We start from the raw sequence: 20262 nt of genomic DNA, 5'->3' as shown, positions 1-20262 counted from the left end.
ATAAAACGTCAAACCTTTACGACTTATGAAGAAAATATTATTTTCTATTTCAATGTTGGCATTGGCTTATACAGCCAGTGCCAATGTTCCAGTTATCAAGAGCGACCCTAAGATTGAGGCTCAGGTAGAACAAACCCTGAAGAAACTCACCTTGGAGGAAAAGATAGGTCAGATGATGGAATTGGTGACCGACCTCTTTGGTGCCAACGACAAGAACGGTGTGTTCTATATCGACGAGCACAAGACCGATTCTATCCTTTCCCGCTATAAGATTGGCTCTATCCTCAACGCTCCAAATACCTGCGCACCAACCGCCAAGCAGTGGGAGAAGTACATCGCGCAAATCCAGAAGATCTCGATGAAGCGCATCGGCATCCCTTGTGTCTTCGGTCTCGACCAGAACCATGGTTCTACTTATACACAGGGCGGAACCCTCTTCCCGCAGAACATCAATGTGGCTGCCACCTTCAATCGTGAGATAGCTCGCCGTTCGGCTGAGGCTACCGCTTATGAGACTCGTGCAGTGAGCGTGCCTTGGACTTACAGTCCTACCGTTGATCTCGGTCGTGATGCCCGTTGGCCTCGCATCTGGGAGAACTTTGGCGAGGATTGCTACCTCAGTTCAGAGATGGGCAAGGCGATGGTCTATGGTTTCCAGGGCGAGGACCCAAACAACATCGACCAGTATCACATTGCCACTTCAATGAAGCACTTCATGGGCTATGGTGTGCCTTGGACCGGTAAAGACCGTACGCCAGCCTATATCTCTCCTGCCGACTTGCGAGAGAAGCACTTCGCTCCTTTCCTGGCGGGTCTGCAGGCTGGAGCCTTGACCGTGATGGTGAATTCCGCTTCCGTCAATGGTATGCCGATGCACGCCAACAAGGACATCCTGACAGGATGGCTGAAGGAAGAGACAGGATGGGATGGTGTGCTCATCACCGACTGGGCAGACATCAACAATCTCTATACTCGTGAGATGGTGGCAAAGGACAAGAAGGATGCGCTCCGCATTGCCATCAATGCTGGTATCGATATGATTATGGAACCTTATTCTTGCGATGCTTGTGGCTACCTTGTAGAACTGGTGAAGGAAGGTAAGATTCCGATGAGTCGCATCGACGATGCCTGTCGCCGTGTGCTTCGCATGAAGTACCGTCTCGACCTCTTCAAAAAACCAACCCAGAAACTGAAGAATTATCCTAAGTTTGGTGGCGAGGAGTTTGCCAAGCTCGCCTTGGAGGGAGCTACCGAGAGTATGGTGCTCCTGAAGAACGAGGGTAATATCCTTCCTTTGCAGCATGGCAAGAAGATTCTACTTACGGGTCCTAATGCCAATCAGATGCGCTGCCTGGACGGTGGATGGAGCTATACCTGGCAGGGGCATCGTGCTGATGAGTTTGCCGGCAAGTACAATACCATCTATGAGGCATTCTGTAATGAGTATGGCAAGGAGAATGTTATCTTGAACCAGGGTGTTACCTATAATGAGAAGGGAAAATACTGGGAGGAGAACGAACCTCAGATTCGGGGCGCAGTTGATGCAGCAAAGAATGTTGATGTCATCGTTGCCTGCATCGGTGAGAACTCTTACACAGAGACTCCGGGCAATCTGACCGACCTTTGGCTCTCAGAGAACCAGCGCAATCTCGTGAAGGAACTCGCCAAGACCGGTAAGCCTGTCGTTCTGGTATTGAATGAAGGTCGTCCTCGTCTCATTGCTGACATCGAACCATTGGCACAGGGCATCATCGACATCCTTATCCCTGGCAACATGGGCGGCGATGCCTTGGTAAACTTGGTATCGGGCAAGTCAAACTTCAGTGGTAAGATGCCTTACACCTATCCTAAGGAAATCAATTCGCTCGCCAACTATGACTTCAAGAAGAGTGAGGAGGTGGGTACGATGGAAGGTGCTTACGACTACAATGCGAAGATTACCCAGCAGTGGGGCTTCGGATATGGTTTGAGTTATACCTCTTACAAATATAGCAACCTGAAGGTTTCTCAGTCTGATTTCCGCCACGGCGACATCATCAAGGTGAGCGTGGATGTGAAGAATACGGGAAAGGTGGCAGGCAAGGAGAGTGTCCTCTTGTTCAGCAGCGATCTCATCGCCAGTATGGTTCCTGATGGTCGTCGCCTCCGTGCCTTCAACAAGATAGAGCTTCAGCCTGGTGAGACCAAGACCGTGACCTTTGAATTAAAGGCAGACGATTTGGCCTTCGTTGGTTGGGATGGTAAATGGAGATTGGAGGAAGGTGACTTCAAGTTGATGATTGCTGACCAGAGTGCTGATATCCATTGTACTGATACTTATCTATGGAAATCAGCCAACCGATAAAGTATATTTAAAAGATGTGTTAAAGAAAAGAGCGTGCCAATAGCGGTGCGCTCTTTTTGTTTGCATAGTAAAATGCGAAGAGTTAAATATCTACAAGAATCCCCCATGATGTTTGGTGTTATGTCTTGAAATGATTACTTTTGCAAATCATAATTTTTGCAGATTTACAGAATCATTCAAAACAAGGATAAATGGAAATAGTAATTGGAATCATCATAGGGCTTGCCATCGGATTCTTCGTGGGAAAACTGATGGAAGCAAAAAGTGCGGGAGAGGAGAAAACGCAGCTTGTTGCGAAGGCGCAGGTGCTGCAGGCTAACATTGAACAGAGCAATCTGCATCATGCTTCTGAGGTTCAATCCTTGAAGCAATCTCATGCTGTAGAAGTTCAAGGTCTGAAGGATTCTCATGCTTCTGAAGTTCAAGGTCTGAAGGATTCTCATGCTTCTGAAGTTCAATCCTTAAAAGTTCAGATGGAGAACGAACGACAGTATGCCGCCAGACTCAGGGCGGAAAGCGACCAGCAGTGGGCACAGAAACTCGAGAGCCTGAAGCAGGAAATGCAGCGAATGACGATAGAACAGCAGAAGGTGGCGGCTGAGCAGTTGGCTGCCAAGCAGTCGGCTCTGCAGGAAAACAACCGTCTGCAGATGGATGAACTCCTGAAACCTATCAAGGAACAGTTTGCTGATTTCAAGAAATCGGTAGAGGAGAGCAAAACCCAGAACGAGGTGAACAAGAAGGAACTGCAGAACACCTTCGAAGCCACGATGAAACTCTTCCAGCAGGAACAGCAGCAGGCTGTACTGAACCTGAAGGAGCAGACCGAGAAGATTGGCTCCGATGCTGCCAACCTGACCAAGGCATTGAAGGGCGACAGCAAGATGCAGGGCGACTGGGGCGAGATGGTGCTGGAAACCATCCTGGAGAACAGCGGACTTCGTAAAGATGAGGAATTCTTCATTCAGGAGAATACGAAAGATGAAGAGGGAAAGAACTATCGTCCGGATGTCATCGTCAGATTCCCGGAAGGCAGAAGTGTGGTCATCGATTCCAAGGTTTCGCTTACCGCCTATTCCGATGCTCTGGCAGCTGAAGATGAGGCTGAACAGGAACGCCTGATGAAGGCACATGCGCTGAGCGTACGAAAGCACATCGATGAACTGGCAGCCAAAGACTATTCTAAACTGGTGGATGATGCCATCGGCTTCGTACTGATGTTCATTCCTAACGAGACCAGCTATATCGCAGCGATGAAGCAGCAGCCGGATCTCAGCCGTTATGCTTATCAGAAGAAGATTATCATCATCTCACCAAGCAATCTGCTCATGGCACTCCAGCTTGCCTATAATCTCTGGCAGTATGACCGGCAGAACAAGAATGTGGAGAAAATCGTGAAGACGGCAGCTGACCTGTATGATAAGGTGGCTGGCTTCGAAGATACCTTTATGAGTGTGGGGGATCTGATAACCCGCCTTTCGGGTACTTTTGATAAGGCTAAGAAGCAACTCTATGACGGCACCGGCAATGTGATGAGAAGGGTAGAGAGCCTGAAGGGACTTGGAGTGACACCGAAAAAGCAGATCAAGGAACTGGATAATCTGTAAAGTGTATACAAATAGTCTGCTGTTGGTTAAAAGGGAAACAGGGCGAAAAGCATTTTTTGTTACCGAAACATTTCTAATTGTTCAATTTAAGTTTCTAATTGTTCAATATTTTGAAATAATCTCTAAAAAGGAGCGGTATTTCAGATTAAATTCGTAATTTTGCCCTGACTCAACAGAAGAGGAATCATTGTATTGCTTATAAAAAGGCAAAAATTTACATAAAACAACATCAATAATTATTAATTATGAAACTGAATGACATTCTTTCTAACAACTTTCAAACTACAGAATGGGAAGCCAAAGGTTATGAGCTCCCTAAGTATGATATTGCTGCTGTAGCTAAGAAGACGCATGATGAACCTACTTGGGTTCACTTTGGTGCTGGTAACATCTTCCGTGCGTTCCCTGCTGCTATTCTTAACGATGCACTTAACACCGGCAAGTACGATCGTGGTGTTATTGTTGCTGAAAGCTTCGACTACGAAATTATCGATAAGGCTTATCGTCCTTACAATAATCTCTCTCTTCTCGTAAGCCTCCAGTCTAATGGTACTATCGAAAAGAAGGTTATCGCATCTATTACCGAAAGTATCAAGGCTGACAAGCAGTTTGCTGACGACTGGGCGCGTTTGGTTCAGATTTTCCAGGCTCCATCTTTGCAGATGGTTACTTTTACCATCACCGAGAAGGGATATTCTTATAATGATGCAGATTTGGCACGTGGTCTTGATGCAGTATTTGCTATGGGTAAGCTTACCGCTCTTCTCTATGAGCGTTATAAGGCAGGCAAGTTGCCACTTACTCTTCAGTCTACCGACAACTGTTCTCACAACGGCGACCATGTTAAGGCTGGCGTAAAGGCTTATGCTGAGCGTTGGGCACAGGATGGTGTCGTAGAGGCTGGTTTCGTAGATTATATCAATGACAGCAGCAAGATTACCTATCCTTGGTCTATGATTGATAAGATTACTCCTCGTCCACACGAGAAGGTACAGGCGATGCTCGCTGAGGATGGTTTCGAGGATAACAATACGATTATCACCGAGAAGCATACTTTCACCGCTCCTTTCGTAAATGCCGAGGAAGTGCAGTATCTTGTTTGCGAGGATACTTATACCAACGGTCGTCCGCCATTGGAGTTGGGCGGTGCGCTCTATACATCCCGCAAGACTGTGGATGAGGTTGAGACCATGAAGGTAACCACCTGTCTGAACCCTCTCCATACTGCGATGTCAATCTATGGTTGCATGCTCGACTATACCTTGATTTCTGCAGAGATGGCTGATGATGATCTTCGTGCCTTCATCCAGAAGATAGGTTATATCGAGGCAATGCCAGTAGTAACAGATCCAGGTGTGTTGAATCCATACGAGTTTATCGGCACCGTTATCAACAAGCGTCTGCCTAACCCATTCATGCCAGATGCTCCTCAGCGTATCGCTACCGATACCAGCCAGAAACTCTCTATCCGTTTCGGTGAGACTATCAAGAAGTATATCGACCGTGGTCTCGACAAGAGCAACCTTGTGTTGATTCCTCTGGTATTGGCAGGTTATGCCCGTTATCTCAAGGCATTGGATGATAATCTGAAGCCATTCGAGCCATCTTCCGACCCATTGTTGGCAGAACTGCAGGCCATCGTGGCTCCTCTGGAGGTAGGCAAGGCTGATCAGGACTACTCTTGCCTCAAGAACCTCTATTCTCGCAAGGATGTATTCGGACTCGATCTCTACGAGGCTGGCTTCGGCGAGCAGATAGAAGGCATGGTGAAGGAACTCTTCGCCGGCAAGGGTGCCGTAAGACAGACATTGCACAAGTACGTTGCTGCAAGATAATTCATTTTTTTGATTTAACCAATACATTATATATAAAGATATATGGAAAGAACATGGCGCTGGTTTGGCAAGAAGGATAAGATTACGCTTGCCCAGCTGAAACAGATAGGTGTGGAGGGTATCGTGACAGCATTGCACGATGTGCCTCTGGGTGAAGTTTGGACACGCGAGAAGATTCATGAACTCAAGGAGTACATCGAGTCTTATGGCATGAAATGGAGCGTGGTTGAGTCTTTGCCTGTGGTTGAAACCCTGAAATATGGCGGTCCTGACCGCGACCATCAGATTGAGGTTTACAAGGAAAGTCTCCGCAACCTGGGTGAGGAAGGCATCAAGTGCATCTGCTACAACTTCATGCCGGTTTTGGACTGGGCACGTACCGATTTGTCTCACGACAATCCTAACGGAGCCAACAACCTCTATATGAACTGGGGCGAGTTTGCCTACTTCGACATCTATATCCTCCAGCGTGAAGGCGCCCGTGAGGATTGGGCTGAGTTCTCTAAGGAGCACAAGTGGGGCAGAGACCTCGTGGCTGAGGCTGATGAAATCAAGAAGACTTCTACACCAGAGCAGGATCATGCCCTGGTAGAGAATATCATCATCAAGACCCAGGGTTTCGTATCGGGTAACTTCAGTGAGGGCGATTCTGCTCCTGTCCAGAAGTTCCGCGACCTGTTGAAGCTTTACGATGGCATCGACAAGAAGAAGTTGCAGGAGAACATGAAGTACTGGCTGGAGGCTATCATGCCTATTTGCGATGAATACGATATCAACATGTGTGTTCACCCAGACGATCCTCCTTATCCTGTATTCGGCTTGCCAAGAATCATCGGTCGTGCCGAGGATATCCAGTGGATGCTCGATGCTGTGCCAAACAAGCACAATGGTCTGACTTTCTGTGCAGGTTCATTCTCTGCCGGCGAGCACAACGACTGTGTGGCAATGGCTAAGCAGTTTGCTGACCGCACTCATTTTGTTCATCTGCGCTCTTGCTACATCTTCCCTAACGGGAACTTTACAGAGGCTTCTCACTTGGGTGGTCGCGGCCATCTCATTGAACTTTGCCGCATCTTCGAGAAGGCTGAGCAGGAAGGCAAGTGCAATTCCGGTCGTCGATTGCCAATGCGAGTAGACCACGGTATGACCTTCACTGATGAGCCAGGTGGCGTATTCGATGAGAGCAATCATGGTCACAATGCCGGTTACACTCTCCTCGGCCGTATGTTTGCCATGGGTCAGATTCAGGGTGTCATCGCAACAGTAGATGATGAACTGGGCATTGAGTATAAGCAGCCGGGATTCTATGATTAGTGATTAGTTATTAGTGATTAATTCTGATGAAATATAAAAAGGGCTAGCATGCACAAGCGCACGCTAGCCTTTTTGTTTTTACACCCTCTTGGACCGCATGTGGCCATGGGGCAATTTCAGGGTGTCATCGCCACAGTTGATGATGAACTCGGCATCGAGTATAAGCAGCCGGAATGATCTTATTTTAAATAGGAATGTAGGTTTTTTGTTCGCCCAATGATACAAATCATTCAAATGTAGCAGGATTGACGAATTTTGCTGTTTTTTATACGAATTTTAGGTGTTCTCTTCCAATTATTCGTATTAATTTTGCAGCAGAAAACAAAAGATATAGTCGGTTATAGTAACAGAAAATATAAATTATTAATTATTAAGAATATCATATATGACATATAAGTATATTATAACTCAGAGTTTGGCGATGCTGATGAGTCTTGCTTCGAATGCTTTCGAAGTGAAGAGCGGGCAGATGGTGGTGGTTTCTGCTGATACTGCCCGGATGGAACCCGTGGCTAAGACAGCTTTGAAGATGTTGAAGGGCGATATCCGAAAAGTGCTGGGCTCGGAAATGAAACTTGTTAATACTTCTGTTAATAGTTCCATCATCCTGCAGAGGGATGCCGCTGCCTTCGCCTACAAGAAGGAAGCTTTCCTGCTAAAGTCTGCCAATGGCTGCCTATATATAAAAGGTAGCGATGATCATGGATTGGCTTACGGCATCCTAGAGGTGTCTCGCCTCTTGGGCGTTTCACCGTGGAAATGGTGGGCAGATGCCGAGCCTAAGCAGCTCAAGGCATTCTCCCTGAAGGAAGGATATCACAATGAGCAGTCACCATCGGTGGAGTATAGAGGCATCTTCATCAATGATGAGGATTGGGGACTGATGCCATGGTCGGGAAAGACCTATGAACCATCGGATATTCCAGGTCATATAGGTCCGAAGACTAATGCCCGCATCTTCGAACTCCTGCTCCGCCTTCGTGCCAATACCTACTGGCCGGCGATGCACGAATGCACCCGTCCTTTCTTCCTGACAGAAGGCAACAGAGAGGTGGCCCTGCAGTATGGCATCTACATCGGAGGTTCCCATTGTGAGCCGATGGCTTCGAGTACGGCTGGCGAATGGAAGATGAGAGGAGTAGGAGAATATGATTTTCTGAACAACAGGGAGAATGTGCTCCAGTTCTGGGAAGACCGTGTGAAGGAGGTGGCTGGTCAGCCTATCCTCTATACCATCGGAATGCGTGGCGTTCATGATGGAGCCATGCAGGGAGCCAAGACAACTGAGGAACAGAAAACAGTATTAGATAGCGTCTTGAAGGCGCAGAGAGAGTTATTGGGAAAATATGTGAATAAGGATGTGGCGCAGGTACCTCAGCTGTTCGTGCCTTACAAGGAGGTGCTCGATGTGTATCATGCAGGCCTGCAGGTGCCTGAGGATGTATGCCTCGTATGGTGCGACGACAATTATGGTATGGTGCGCCACTTTCCTACAGCCGAAGAGCGTGCCCGCAAGGGTGGTAACGGCATCTACTATCACGTGAGTTATTGGGGCCGTCCTCATGATTATCTCTGGCTCGGCACCTTCTCGCCAGCTTTACTTTACCAGCAGATGTCTGAAGCCTGGCACAAAGGCATTCAGAAGTTCTGGATTCTCAATGTGGGCGATATCAAGCCTGCTGAGTATCAGATAGAGCTCTTCCTGGATATGGCGTGGAATATGAACCGCATCTATTCGGGCGATACCCCAGAGAAGGAGCTGCAACCTAACAATGAATGGCTGGCAGAGCATGAGAGGAACTTCTGGACCCGCGAATTCGGCAAGAAGCTGGCTGCAGAGATGCTGCTGGTGATGCAGGAGAGCTATCGGCTGGAGTATATCCGCAAGCCGGAGTTCATGGCGAATACGCGATGCGAGGAAAGAAATCCGAAATATAAGGTAATCACCGACCTGCCATGGAGCGAAGCCTATATCCGGGCAAGATTGGCTGATTACAAGTCGATTTCTGACAAGGCAGAGAAGATAGGGGGAATGCTCGATAAGGCGATAGCCAAGGGCGAATTGCCTAAGGAACGCAAGGATGAGTTCTATCAGCTATTCAAATATCCCGTGCAGGCTGCTGCCCAGATGAACAATAAACTCCTTTATGGGCAGCTGGCTCGCCACGGAAAGGAAATTTCTGGTTCTTCCCGTGATGTTTCTGCCGAGTATTGGAAGAAGAGCGAGGCGGCTTACGACAGCATAATCAGTCTCACCAAGATATACAACGAGGGTTATTACAATCAGGGCAAGTGGAACCGCATGATGGATTTCCAGCCACGCAGGCTGCCGGTATTCAACCGTGTGCCTCATACCGTGGCTACCCAGCCTTTGGCAAAAGATCCTGAATATATAGCATGTTTGAGCGCCAACGATTGCATTTCAGCCAGTCCTCTTTACTTGTGGAAGGGATTGGGTTATGAATGTAAGGCGATTGGTATAGTCCGAAATCAAGAGATAGGTTTTGTTTTCGACGGTAAGAAGGTGAAGGGTGATTCGGTTACCATCGAAGTTCGCTGGGTTCCGACTCATCCTATGGATGACAAACTTCGTTTCTCTCTGTCGCTGGACGGTGGAAAACCGGTTGAAGGGGAGGTTCAGACCAGAGGCAGAAGTGAGCAGTGGAAGGTGAACACCCTGCAATGTCAGGCTCGCGTATCCTTTACATTGCCAGTAGCCAGAATGAAGAAGCATCGCATTCTCATCAAGGCATTGGACGAAGGCTTGGTCCTTGACCAGGTTTGTGTGTATTGAGAGGGCGTGTTTTACGGGAATTATTTCTTCGCATCGAGTTTCACCTCCTCTACATATTTCACCAGCGAATCCTTGCCGTTCAGCAGATAGTAGTCTACTCTTACCACGTGGTTGATGTCGGCATTACCCTTCACCTTGATATGTAGGGTCTTACTATATATAAAGGTGTCGCGGCGTGAAGGGTAGGATACCAGCTGGATGATATCCTTGGTAGAACCGCTGCCTATATAAAATATGTCGGTACTGTCCACGATGGCAGCCTGCTCAGCTGTCTTTTTCGCCATCTTTTTGGCGTGGGCAGACGATGTGTCTTCCGGATAGAACTCGCTGGCAGCCACGGTGTCACCATCCTGCTGTTCGGGTGCGAACTTGCAGCTGGTACCGGTTGTCGTAATAAGGGTTGTGGCGGCAATGGCAGCCACGAAGTATAAAATCTTCTTCATGATTATCTGTTTTTTGCCTGCAAAATTACAAAAAATCCTCTGAAAAACCAATTTCTTTTTCGTCTGATAGTCTTTTGAGCGAATAATTTTCGTTCATTTGATACTATAAATCGTTCTTGATGCGTAAAAATGCCAAAAATTGCTGTTTTTTGAACGATTTTTTCACCTATTATATACAGAAAAACCTTATCTTTGCACCAGAATTCAGAAAGGTTTGGTTTACTTACGGTGAATCGATTCGTTTCGGGATGATATGGTTTACGATTATAAGTTTAGGTTTAGTTGTTTTAGGTTAAGTTTAAGGTAAAAGTTTTTAAGTTTAGGTTAGTTAGGTTTTTAGGTTTATAGGTTTAGTTTTTTAGGTTTATAGAATTGTATTCTAGAAGTCCACGGCCCGCTGTTGAAGCTCGCTGTGGATTTTTTTATCCCCAAAATACAAAAAAAATATGAGATTGTTTTTGGATTCCTAGTTTTTGCTTGGTAAAAATCTGTGACGTTTGCGGATTGAAAATCGGTGGCAGAAGGGAAAGCTAAAGCTGCGGGAGTTATTTCTTGTCCCACAGATTCCACAGATTTTCACAGATACAATAGAAAAAAAGGTCTATATGCCACGATAATCGGGTGGCGTATAGACCCTTTTGGTAGTATCAGGGATGCCGAAGGATGACGCCATGGGGTCTGATGGAGCGCTGCATGACTAGAGTTTCATCAGCTTGATTTCCTCTGCCGTCAGCCCCGTCATATCCATGACCATTGCTTCATCCATACCTTGTGCCAGCATCTTTCTGGCAATCTCAAGGCTTCGCTGGTTCATGCCTTCTTCTTTACCTTCAGCTCTGCCTTTTTCCATGCCTTCTTCCTTACCTTTCTGGTAGCTGTCATCTATGAGGGTTCTTTCAACGCTTACGGAATCCCAGAATTTGTCGTAGGCCCAGAGCTCGGCATCAGTGAAACCGGAAATCTCCAGTTCTTCTGTTGTCGGCAGATACTGTTCCTGTTGTATCAGTTCATCTTCGTTGAGTGACTGAAGGGCATTCAGGAGGTTTCTCAATCGATTAGGATGATTGCCGAATATCTTCTTGAACGTGAGGTCTGCCTTAGGATCTAAGTACTTCATAACCATCTGTTTTAAAATCTACAGCGCAAAGTTACGACTTTATTTTCAAATCCGCAAGCTTTTTCTGGAATTTCTTTGTTTTTCCTTGGGGGTGTTCTAAAGAAGCTATTAGATAGGGAAAACATCTCTGAGAAATAATAAAATATCTCTGTGAGATAAAACTATATCTCTGAGAGATAAAATAATAGCGTGTTGAAAAATCTTGATTCTTTGGAAAAAGAGGGGAAATAAAAAAATAAGACACGAAAACTGAAGGAACTGAAGGCAAAGTTTTTGGGAGTGTTAAAATAGGGTTAAAAAGTAAGGAGAATGGACAAAAATGTTGGATGAAGGACTGAAGGCACTTTTTCAAAATAATAATTTCATGTCAAAAACAGCATTTTAACACTTGATGTAAATATCGGTTATTGTTCTGATAATCATATAATTACCTCTCTTTTACTCTACGCTGCATATAAAAATTAGTTTTTAATTTCAGATTTCAGTTTTTTTTGTGACCCTTCCTTCACAACCTTCAGTTTTTCAGAGGGGTTCCTTTACTTGTAATTCTTTACAAATTCTAAAATCCTAAATCTGCGTTATCTGTGAAATCTGTGGGACGATTAAAGAAATAAAAAAGAGAATGCGCCATGGACTCATGACGCATCCTCTTTTATTTATTTACATTTCTACGATTACCTCGTGTTTGCCTTCCTGGCATGGAATGATGGTGCCTGGGATAGCCTTGCCATCAACGGTTATCTGCTTGACGCCCTTCTCCTTGCCTTCTGGGTTCTTTACCACGATGTGGTATTCGCCACCACGGAACTTGCGGGTTACCTCGTACTCATGGGCGGTGCTTGGGAGACATGGGTCGATGTTCAGACCCTCGTAATCTGGCTTGATGCCTAGGATGAACTCGCTGACCGTATACCACATCCATGCTGCTGTACCGGTGAGCCAGGAGTTCTTTCCTTCGCCCGGTTTGGCTGCATCCTTACCGGCTACCATCTGGCAGTTTACGTAAGGTTCTACCTTGTGCAGAGTCTGATACTTCTCTTCTACATAGCTTGGCAGAATCTTGGTATAATGGTTCCAGGCATCGTTGCCACGACCGGCTACGGTTTCACCGATGATAACCCAAGGATTGTTGTGGCAGAAGATGCCGGCATTCTCCTTGTAACCTTCAGGATAGGATGATATCTCGCCCATCTCTACATGATAGGTGGTATAGGCAGGGTTGTTCAATACCATTCCGTGCTCGCACTCCAGACGCTCCTTGGCGCTGTCCAATGCCTTGTCGCAGAGACCGTCTTCCAGTCCGATGCCAGCCATGGTGCACCAGCCCTGGCTCTCGATGAAGATCTTGCCTTCTTCGTTCTCATCACTACCTATCTTGTTGCCGAAGAAATCGTAGGCACGGAGGAACCATTCGCCGTCCCATCCATGCTGCTTCACGGCTTCGCTCATTGCGTCTACCGCCTGCTGCATACGCTCGGCTTCTGCCAGGTAATCTTCCTCGGCTAGTCCGGCGATTTCGCCTTCATGGCTGTTCACGGCTTCCTTGGCAAGCTGCTTGCAGAGGGCTACATAGTCCTTGCCGGTTACTACGAACAGGCCGGCAATCATCAGGCTTTCAGCCTTGCTGCCTTCGCCCTTGTTCTCGGTGGTCTGGAAACTCTCGTTAGGATCCCAGGAGAAGCAGTTCAGGTTCAGGCAGTCGTTCCAGTCGGCTCTGCCGATGAGCGGCAACTTGTGTGGACCCAGGTTGTTGATAACATGGTTCATTGAAATCTTGAGGTGCTCGAAGAGGCTTACTTCTGTGCCCGGCTGGTTGTCGAAAGGCACCTGCTCAGCGAGGATAGAGAAGTCGCCCGTTTCCTTGATGTATGCCACGGTACCGAAGATGAGCCAGCAAGGGTCGTCGTTGAAACCGCCACCGATATCGTTGTTGCCGCGTTTGGTGAGCGGCTGATACTGGTGGTAGCAGCCACCGTCAGGGAACTGGGTGCTGGCGATGTCGATGATGCGCTGGCGGGCACGGGTAGGTATCTGATGAACGAAGCCTACGAGGTCCTGGTTGGAATCGCGGAAGCCCATGCCTCGACCGATGCCGCTCTCGAAGAAACTTGCCGAACGCGACATACAGAAGGTGATCATACACTGATACTGGTTCCAGATGTTCACCATGCGGTCTAACTTGTCGTTGCCGCTCTTCACGGTGAAGATGTTCAGCAGGTTATCCCAGTACTGGTTGAGTTCTGCGAAGGCAGCATCCACCTTTTCGGTGGTATCAAACTTGGCTATAAGCTCATGAGCTTTCTCCTTGTTGATCACCTTCTTGGCGCTGAACTTCTTGTCCTGCTCGTTCTCCACATATCCCAGGAGGAAGATGAGGTCGCGACTCTCGCCCGGCTGCAGGGTAACCTCTATATAATGAGATGCGATAGGGCTCCAGCCGTGGGCAAAGCTGTTGCGTGGCTTGCCTTCGATGACTGCCTCAGGCTCGGCAAACTCGTTGTAGAGTCCGATGAAGCTCTCGCGGTCGGTATCATATCCCTGAATCTCTGTATTCACGGTGTAGAAAGCATAGTGGTTGCGGCGCTCGCGGTATTCGGTCTTGTGATAGATGGTAGAACCCTCTACCTCCACCTCTCCCGTAGAGAAGTTGCGCTGGAAGTTCTCCATGTCGGTAGCAGCATTCCAGAGGCACCATTCGGCAAAGGAGAATACCTTGAGGGTCTTCACCTCCTTAGTCTGGTTCTTCAGCGTCATCTTCTGCACCTCAGCCCATGTATGGAGCGGAACGAAGAAGAGCACACTTGCCTCCACGCCGTTCTTGCTGCCCGTGATGCGGGTATAGTTCATGCCGTGGCGGCACTCGTAGCTGTCGAGCGGTGTCTTGCAAGGTTTCCACCCTGGGTTCCATACGGTATCGCCATCCTTGATGTAGAAATAGCGACCGCCGTTATCCATCGGCACACCGTTGTAGCGGTAACGGGTGATGCGACGGAACTTGGCATCCTTGTAGAAGGAATAACCACCTGCTGTGTTTGAGATGAGCGAGAAGAAATCCTCGTTACCCAAATAATTGATCCAAGGCCATGGGGTCTTTGGGTCAGTAATCACGTATTCGCGATTGGCGTCATCAAAATGACCATACTTTTTTTCTGCCATTGTTTTTTTAATGTTATTTCTTGGTAAAATATACTATTTTGGTGCAAAGATAGTAAAAAGTTTCAGTTTCGGGGTTAGAAAACAGTTTTTTTTTGTATTTTTGCAGTAGAAAGTTTGATGTTTAACAGATTGTAATTAACATAATATACTGTTGGCTTATGAAAAGAAACATTCTAACACTCCTCATAGCCCTGCTTGCCCTGCAGCAAACTGTGGCACAGACATACGACAACTTGTGGAAGCAAGCTGAAATCATTGCTCAGAAGGACCAGCCTAAGAGCGAAATCGCGGTGATGAAGAAAATCATCGCCAAGGCTTCGGCGGCAAATGATTACGGACAGCTGCTGGCGGCTGAGATGAGGCAGATGACTCTCTGGAAAGAGATTTCTGCTGACTCGCTGGAACCGAACGTGAAGCGGATGGAAGCCGAGGTGCTGAAGGAGAAGAACCCGGTTTTGAAGGCGGTGAGATATGCCGTGCTGGGCAAGGTCAGTGAAAAGAAAAGCCAGGAGTTCTTCAAGAAAGCCCTGGAACAGCCTGAACTTCTTGCTCGACATACATCTACAGAGTATGTTCCATTGACGCAGAAGGGCGTGGATGGCAGTTCCTTTAACAACGATCTGCTGCATCTCATCGGTTTCGAAGCAGACAGCAAGGAGGCGTATCTACTGATGTATACCTATTATAATAAGGTGGGCAATCGGGGCGCGGCTTGTCTCTGTGCCTATAAGCTCATTGAAAAATACAGTCAGGACGACGTGAGAGAGGTGAAGAAGTCGAAGTATCTCCATACCATCGACTCGCTCATCCACGTTTATCAGGATATTCCGGAGGCAGGCGAACTTGCCGTGGAGCACTACCGCTTCATGGAGCGTTCTTCCGATGCCAAAACGCAGGATAAGCTCAACTATATCAACTATGCGCTGAGCCGCTGGGGCGGATGGTCGAGAATGAACGAACTGAGAAACGCGCAGAAGCGACTCACCGAACCGATGTTCCAGGTGCAGGATATGCCGCAGGTATTGCGTCCAGGAGAGAAGGTGTGGGTGCATCTGAATGTGCGCAATCTACAGAACCTGAAGTTCTGCATTTCCCGTCTCAACATCACGGCTGATAATAATTATGATGCCCAGAATGAGGCTACCTATAAGATGCTTCTGAAGAAGACCACGAAGTTGCATCAGAAGGATTACAGCCGCAACTACTATGGTCGTCCGGATTATGAAGAAGTGAAGGATTCCATCGAAATCGGTGGCAATCTGCCGCTGGGTGCCTATCTGATGGAGGTTACTTCGGACAATGACGGCATCGCTCCGCAGCGCAAACTCTTCTATGTGAGCAATTTGGCGGTGATGATCCAGCAGTTGCCTGATGACAAACATCGCTATGTGGTAGTGAATGCTACCGATGGCCAGCCTGTCGCAGGGGCAAAGGTTGAACTCTACGAAAAGGATTATGATGTGAAGACGGGCAAGCGTAAGCGACTGGTTCATGCCCGCTTGACTACAGACAACAATGGTGAGGCTTACTTCAAGAATGTGGATGGAGAGGTGTTGGTTTCCACTTCTGCAGATAAGTTTGCGCCAGCCAAATACATTTATCTCAGCCGTGACCGCTATTTCGAGCAGAAAGATGACAAGACAGCATATCAGCTGTTTACCGACCGCAGCATCTATCGACCGGGACAGAAGATGCATGCCACTGCCGTCTCCTTTATCGTGAAGAAGGGCTTGGATGCCAGCGTGCCGGGCAAGAGCAAGGAACTGAAGTTTATCCTGAGAGACGCTGAATGGAAGCAGGTGGCTGAGCAGAAGGCTACGACCGATGAATACGGTACGGCTTCGGTGGATTTCGAATTGCCGAAGGAGGGAAAGACGGGAATGTTTTCTATCTCCGTGAATGGTACGGCAACAGAATATGTCAGAGTAGAGGAATACAAGCGTCCTACCTTCGAGATTACTTTCCCGAAGGTGAACGAGCGATATACCTGGGGCGATACTATAGTGGTGAAGGCTTCAGCCAAGACCTATGCTGGTGTGCCTGTGCAGGGAGCCAAGGTGGAATATAAGGTGACCCGCAGAAACCAGATGTGGTGGATGGGTGCCAGTTCTTCCGATAAGCTGGTAAAGACAGATTCCACCGTGACCCGCGAGGACGGAACCTTTGAGGTGGAAATCCCATTGGAGGTTGCAGAATCGGAGAAGAACGACTTCATGCGCATCGCCCGCTTCTTTAATTTCACGGTTTCTGCCGTGGTTACGGATATCAGCGGCGAGAGTCATGAAGGCGAGATGAGTCTGCCTTTGGGCACCAGGTCTACTGCTTTCTCGGTGAATATGCCGAAGCGGATAGAGGTAGACAGTTTGAAGACCGTGACTTTTGCTTATAGAAATGCCAGCGGAATGCCGATTTCGAGCCAGCTGAAATATCGCATTGATAAAGGCGAATGGAAGGTGGCTGAGGCAAATGCTCCTATCGCCATCAAGGAATATAACGCTTCTTCTGCCCAGGTTTGGAAATCGGGCGTTCATCAGCTGGAGGCAATCTGCGGAACAGATACCCTGCAGCAGAAGTTCACCCTTTTCAGCATGAAGGATACCCATCCGATGGAAACAACCACCGAATGGTATTATCAGACGGCGAAGACCTTCCCTCGTGATGGAAAGCCGGTATACGTGCAGGTGGGTTCTTCTGAAAACGGAGCGCACATCGTTTATTCCATCATCGCCGGCAACAAACTGCTGGAGAAAGGTGCCTGGGAGTTGGGCGACAGTATCGTGACCCTGCCATTCACCTACAAGGAGGAATATGCGTCGGGCGTGGTCATCAACTATAGTTTCGTGAAGAACGGAGAATGCTATGCCCGAACCATCAGTATCTCACGTCCTCTGCCGGAGAAGAAACTGAACATTGCCTGGAAGACTTTCCGCGACCGTCTTACTCCGGGACAGAAGGAGAAGTGGACCTTGCAGATTACCACTCCTGACGGCAAGCCAGCCAAGGCACAGCTGATGAGTGTACTCTATGACAAGTCGCTCGACCAGTTGGCTGAGCATAGCTGGAAAATGTCGCTGGGATTAAGCCAGTGGTTGCCAAGCTGCTATTGGAAGAGTAATCTGAAGTATTATAAGATGGATTTGTTGGGTGTTTATCCTACTAAATATTTCGACCAGAAACAACTGGATGTAGATAAGTTTGATGGCAAATATTTTAGCTATTATGCTTATATGGAAGCGGTGGAACGTTCTTATTTTGCAACCGTTGAGGCTGTTCGTATACAGAAAGACGAGCAGGTTCGAAATGAGGCGAAAGTCATGAGAATTCGTGGCTCTAAGATGACCCGTTTCGGAGCTGCTTCTTCGAAGCCTTTGCTTTCTGAGATGGACCTGGCTTTGAAGGAAAAAATGGTGAAGCATGAAGAATTTGGAGGTGGAGGCTCTAATAAGGTTCTTTCTTCTGCCGATGAAGCGGCACTCAACCATGTTCAGATTCGCGAAAACCTGAACGAGACCGCCTTCTTCTATCCTGCCTTGGAGAGCGACAACCAGGGCAATGTGGCTATCAACTTCACCCTGCCAGAGAGCGTGACTACCTGGAAATTCATGGGCTTGGCTCATGACATGGAGATGCGCAATGGTATGTTGGTGGATGAGGCTGTGGCTCAGAAGACTGTGATGGTGCAGCCTAACATGCCTCGCTTCCTGCGTGAGGGCGATAAGAGCACCATCGTGGTGAAACTCTTCAATACTTCCGACAAGAAGGTGAGCGGCAACGCCCGTATGCAGATTCTCGACCCGGAGACCAACAAGGTGGTTTGGCAGAAAACGCAGAACTACAGCATTGATGCCGAGGGCTCTGCTACCATCTCCTTTGATGTCCAGGGACTGAAAGAGGGTGTATATATTAATAAGGTGGTGGCTGCCGGAAACGGGTACAGCGATGGTGAACAGCACTATCTGCCTGTTTTGAGCAACCGTGAACTCGTGGTGAACACTCTGCCTATCACCCTGCATCAGAAGGGCGAGCAGAACTTCGACCTGAGCAAACTCTTCCTGAACAAGGAGGGCAAACAGGTGAAGGGCGCTGAAGAGGCAAAGGTAACCATCGAGTACACCAACAATCCTAGTTGGCTAATGGTGAAGGCGCTGCCAGCTATCAGCAATCCGGATGAGGAGGATGCCATCTCGCTGATGTCTGCCATCTACGCCAATACCATCACCACCCATATCCAGAAGACTCTCTCTTTGGATAATCATTCTCAGAAGACTCTCTCTCAGGAGACCATCCGCTTGCAGAATCAGGTGGAGAAATTGAAGAAGTTGCAGAATGCTGACGGTTCCTTCTCCTGGTGGAAAGGTATGAAGGGCAGCCGGTATATGACTACATCGGTAGCCGAAATGATGGTTCGATTGAATGCCATCGCTGGTGTGCAGAAATCAACCGCCCGGATGCTGACTTCCGCCATTGATTATCTCTCCTGGCAGACTGCGCAGGAAGTAAGAGAAATGAAGAAGCAGGAGGAGAAAAAGCAGAAGGTGAGTCCTAGCGAACAGACGCTGCATTATCTCTACATCCTTTCGATGGATGGCAGAAAGATGAAGCAGAATCTGGAAGCTGACAAGGCTTATCTCCTGGACAAAATGTCGAAGATGACCGGTGATTTCACCATCTATGGCAAGGCGCGTGCTGCCGTGGTACTCGCCAGAAACAGCCAGCAGAATGCTGCTTACCGCAAGAAGGCAGGCGAATATCTGCAGAGTGTGAACGAATATGCTGTTTACCGCGAGGAGATGGGCCGCTACTACGATACCCGCAAGGCACTCTACAGCTGGAGAAACTATAAGATTCCTACCCAGGTATCTGTGATAGAGGCGCTGCAGATGCTGAAGCCGAACGACAAGCAGACCATCGAGGAACTGCAGCGTTGGCTCCTGATGTCGAAACGCACCCAGGTTTGGGATACGCCGGTGAACACCGTAGATGCTGTCTATGCCTTTATGAAAGGCAATGAGAGCAACTGGAGCAGGAAGGCTGAGAATGCCGTGCTGAAACTGGATGGCAAGCTGCTGCCGATGCCGCAGGATTCCACTACTTTGGGCTATGTGAAGACCGGAAGACCGGGCAAGGCATCTAAGCTGAGCATCGACAAAAAGAGTGATTATACCAGCTGGGGTGCTGTCTATGCAGAGTTTAAGCAGCCTATCAGCGAAATCGGTTCTGCGGTATCGGGCATCAAGGTGCGCCGTGTCATCGTTCCAGCCGAATCTGAGAGCAAGGGCAAGGCGCAGGCGAAGGTAGGCGAGAAGGTGAAGGTAACGCTCATCATCACCGCCGACCGCGACTACGACTTTGTGCAGATTACGGATAAGCGTGCGGCATGTCTGGAACCGGTCAACCAGTTGAGCGGTTATCAGTGGGGCATAGGCTGCTATGTTTCTCCAAGAGATCATGCAACAAATTTCTATTTCAATCGTTTATCTAATGGTAAGCACATCGTAGAAATGGAGTATTACGTGGATAGAAAGGGCGACTATCAGAGTGGAACTTGCACCGCTGAGTGTACCTACAGTCCGGAATTTGGTGGCCGCACAGAGACTTATGAATTGAAAGTTAATAATTGATAGTTAAAAGTTTATAGATTGATAATTAAGA

The 20262-nt window shown here is 48.0% G+C and carries 9 protein-coding genes; 6 read left to right on the top strand and 3 right to left on the bottom strand.

From position 1 onward, the window contains the following. The first annotated feature begins 25 nt into the window (after positions 1 to 25). The 5 genes from ACQRBJ_RS00205 (at position 26) to ACQRBJ_RS00185 (ending at position 9894) form a co-directional block, all read left to right on the top strand. Positions 26 to 2344, top strand: coding sequence for a glycoside hydrolase family 3 N-terminal domain-containing protein (locus ACQRBJ_RS00205; RefSeq protein WP_445302588.1), 2319 nt, complete (start codon positions 26 to 28; stop codon positions 2342 to 2344). Positions 2345 to 2535: 191 nt separating this feature from the next. Beyond that, positions 2536 to 3951, top strand: a complete 1416-nt coding sequence (locus ACQRBJ_RS00200) for a DNA recombination protein RmuC (protein WP_445302587.1) — start codon at positions 2536 to 2538, stop codon at positions 3949 to 3951. Positions 3952 to 4196: 245 nt separating this feature from the next. Continuing rightward, positions 4197 to 5786, top strand: a complete 1590-nt coding sequence (locus ACQRBJ_RS00195; RefSeq protein ID WP_294970527.1) for a mannitol dehydrogenase family protein — start codon at positions 4197 to 4199, stop codon at positions 5784 to 5786. Positions 5787 to 5828: 42 nt separating this feature from the next. Then, complete coding sequence (gene uxuA, locus ACQRBJ_RS00190; protein WP_006847799.1) at positions 5829 to 7100, top strand: mannonate dehydratase; 1272 nt, start codon at positions 5829 to 5831, stop codon at positions 7098 to 7100. A 385-nt stretch (positions 7101 to 7485) separates the two neighbouring features. Continuing rightward, positions 7486 to 9894, top strand: a complete 2409-nt coding sequence (locus tag ACQRBJ_RS00185; RefSeq protein WP_445302586.1) for a glycosyl hydrolase 115 family protein — start codon at positions 7486 to 7488, stop codon at positions 9892 to 9894. A 20-nt stretch (positions 9895 to 9914) separates the two neighbouring features. On the opposite strand, the gene ACQRBJ_RS00180 is transcribed toward ACQRBJ_RS00185, so the two are convergent. The 3 genes from ACQRBJ_RS00180 to ACQRBJ_RS00170 all read right to left on the bottom strand — a co-directional run bounded on the left by ACQRBJ_RS00180 (position 9915) and on the right by ACQRBJ_RS00170 (position 14610). Further along, positions 9915 to 10337 (bottom strand): hypothetical protein, encoded by a 423-nt coding sequence (locus ACQRBJ_RS00180; protein WP_153124402.1) that lies wholly within the window; start codon positions 10335 to 10337, stop codon positions 9915 to 9917. Positions 10338 to 11034: 697 nt separating this feature from the next. After that, positions 11035 to 11460: a hypothetical protein gene (locus tag ACQRBJ_RS00175; RefSeq protein ID WP_445302585.1), complete on the bottom strand. Its 426-nt coding sequence runs from the start codon at positions 11458 to 11460 to the stop codon at positions 11035 to 11037. A gap of 654 nt (positions 11461 to 12114) precedes the next feature. Continuing rightward, positions 12115 to 14610: a GH36-type glycosyl hydrolase domain-containing protein gene (locus tag ACQRBJ_RS00170; protein ID WP_294971147.1), complete on the bottom strand. Its 2496-nt coding sequence runs from the start codon at positions 14608 to 14610 to the stop codon at positions 12115 to 12117. 158 nt (positions 14611 to 14768) lie between these two features. On the opposite strand from ACQRBJ_RS00170, the gene ACQRBJ_RS00165 reads away from it, so the two are divergent. Further along, complete coding sequence (locus tag ACQRBJ_RS00165) at positions 14769 to 20231, top strand: alpha-2-macroglobulin family protein (protein WP_445302584.1); 5463 nt, start codon at positions 14769 to 14771, stop codon at positions 20229 to 20231. Positions 20232 to 20262 lie beyond the last annotated feature (31 nt).

The sequence above is a fragment of the Prevotella sp. SGI.167 genome, from assembly GCF_050313615.1.
Taxonomy (GTDB): Bacteria; Bacteroidota; Bacteroidia; order Bacteroidales; family Bacteroidaceae; genus Prevotella.
This window is presented reverse-complemented; position numbering and strand designations above follow the sequence as displayed.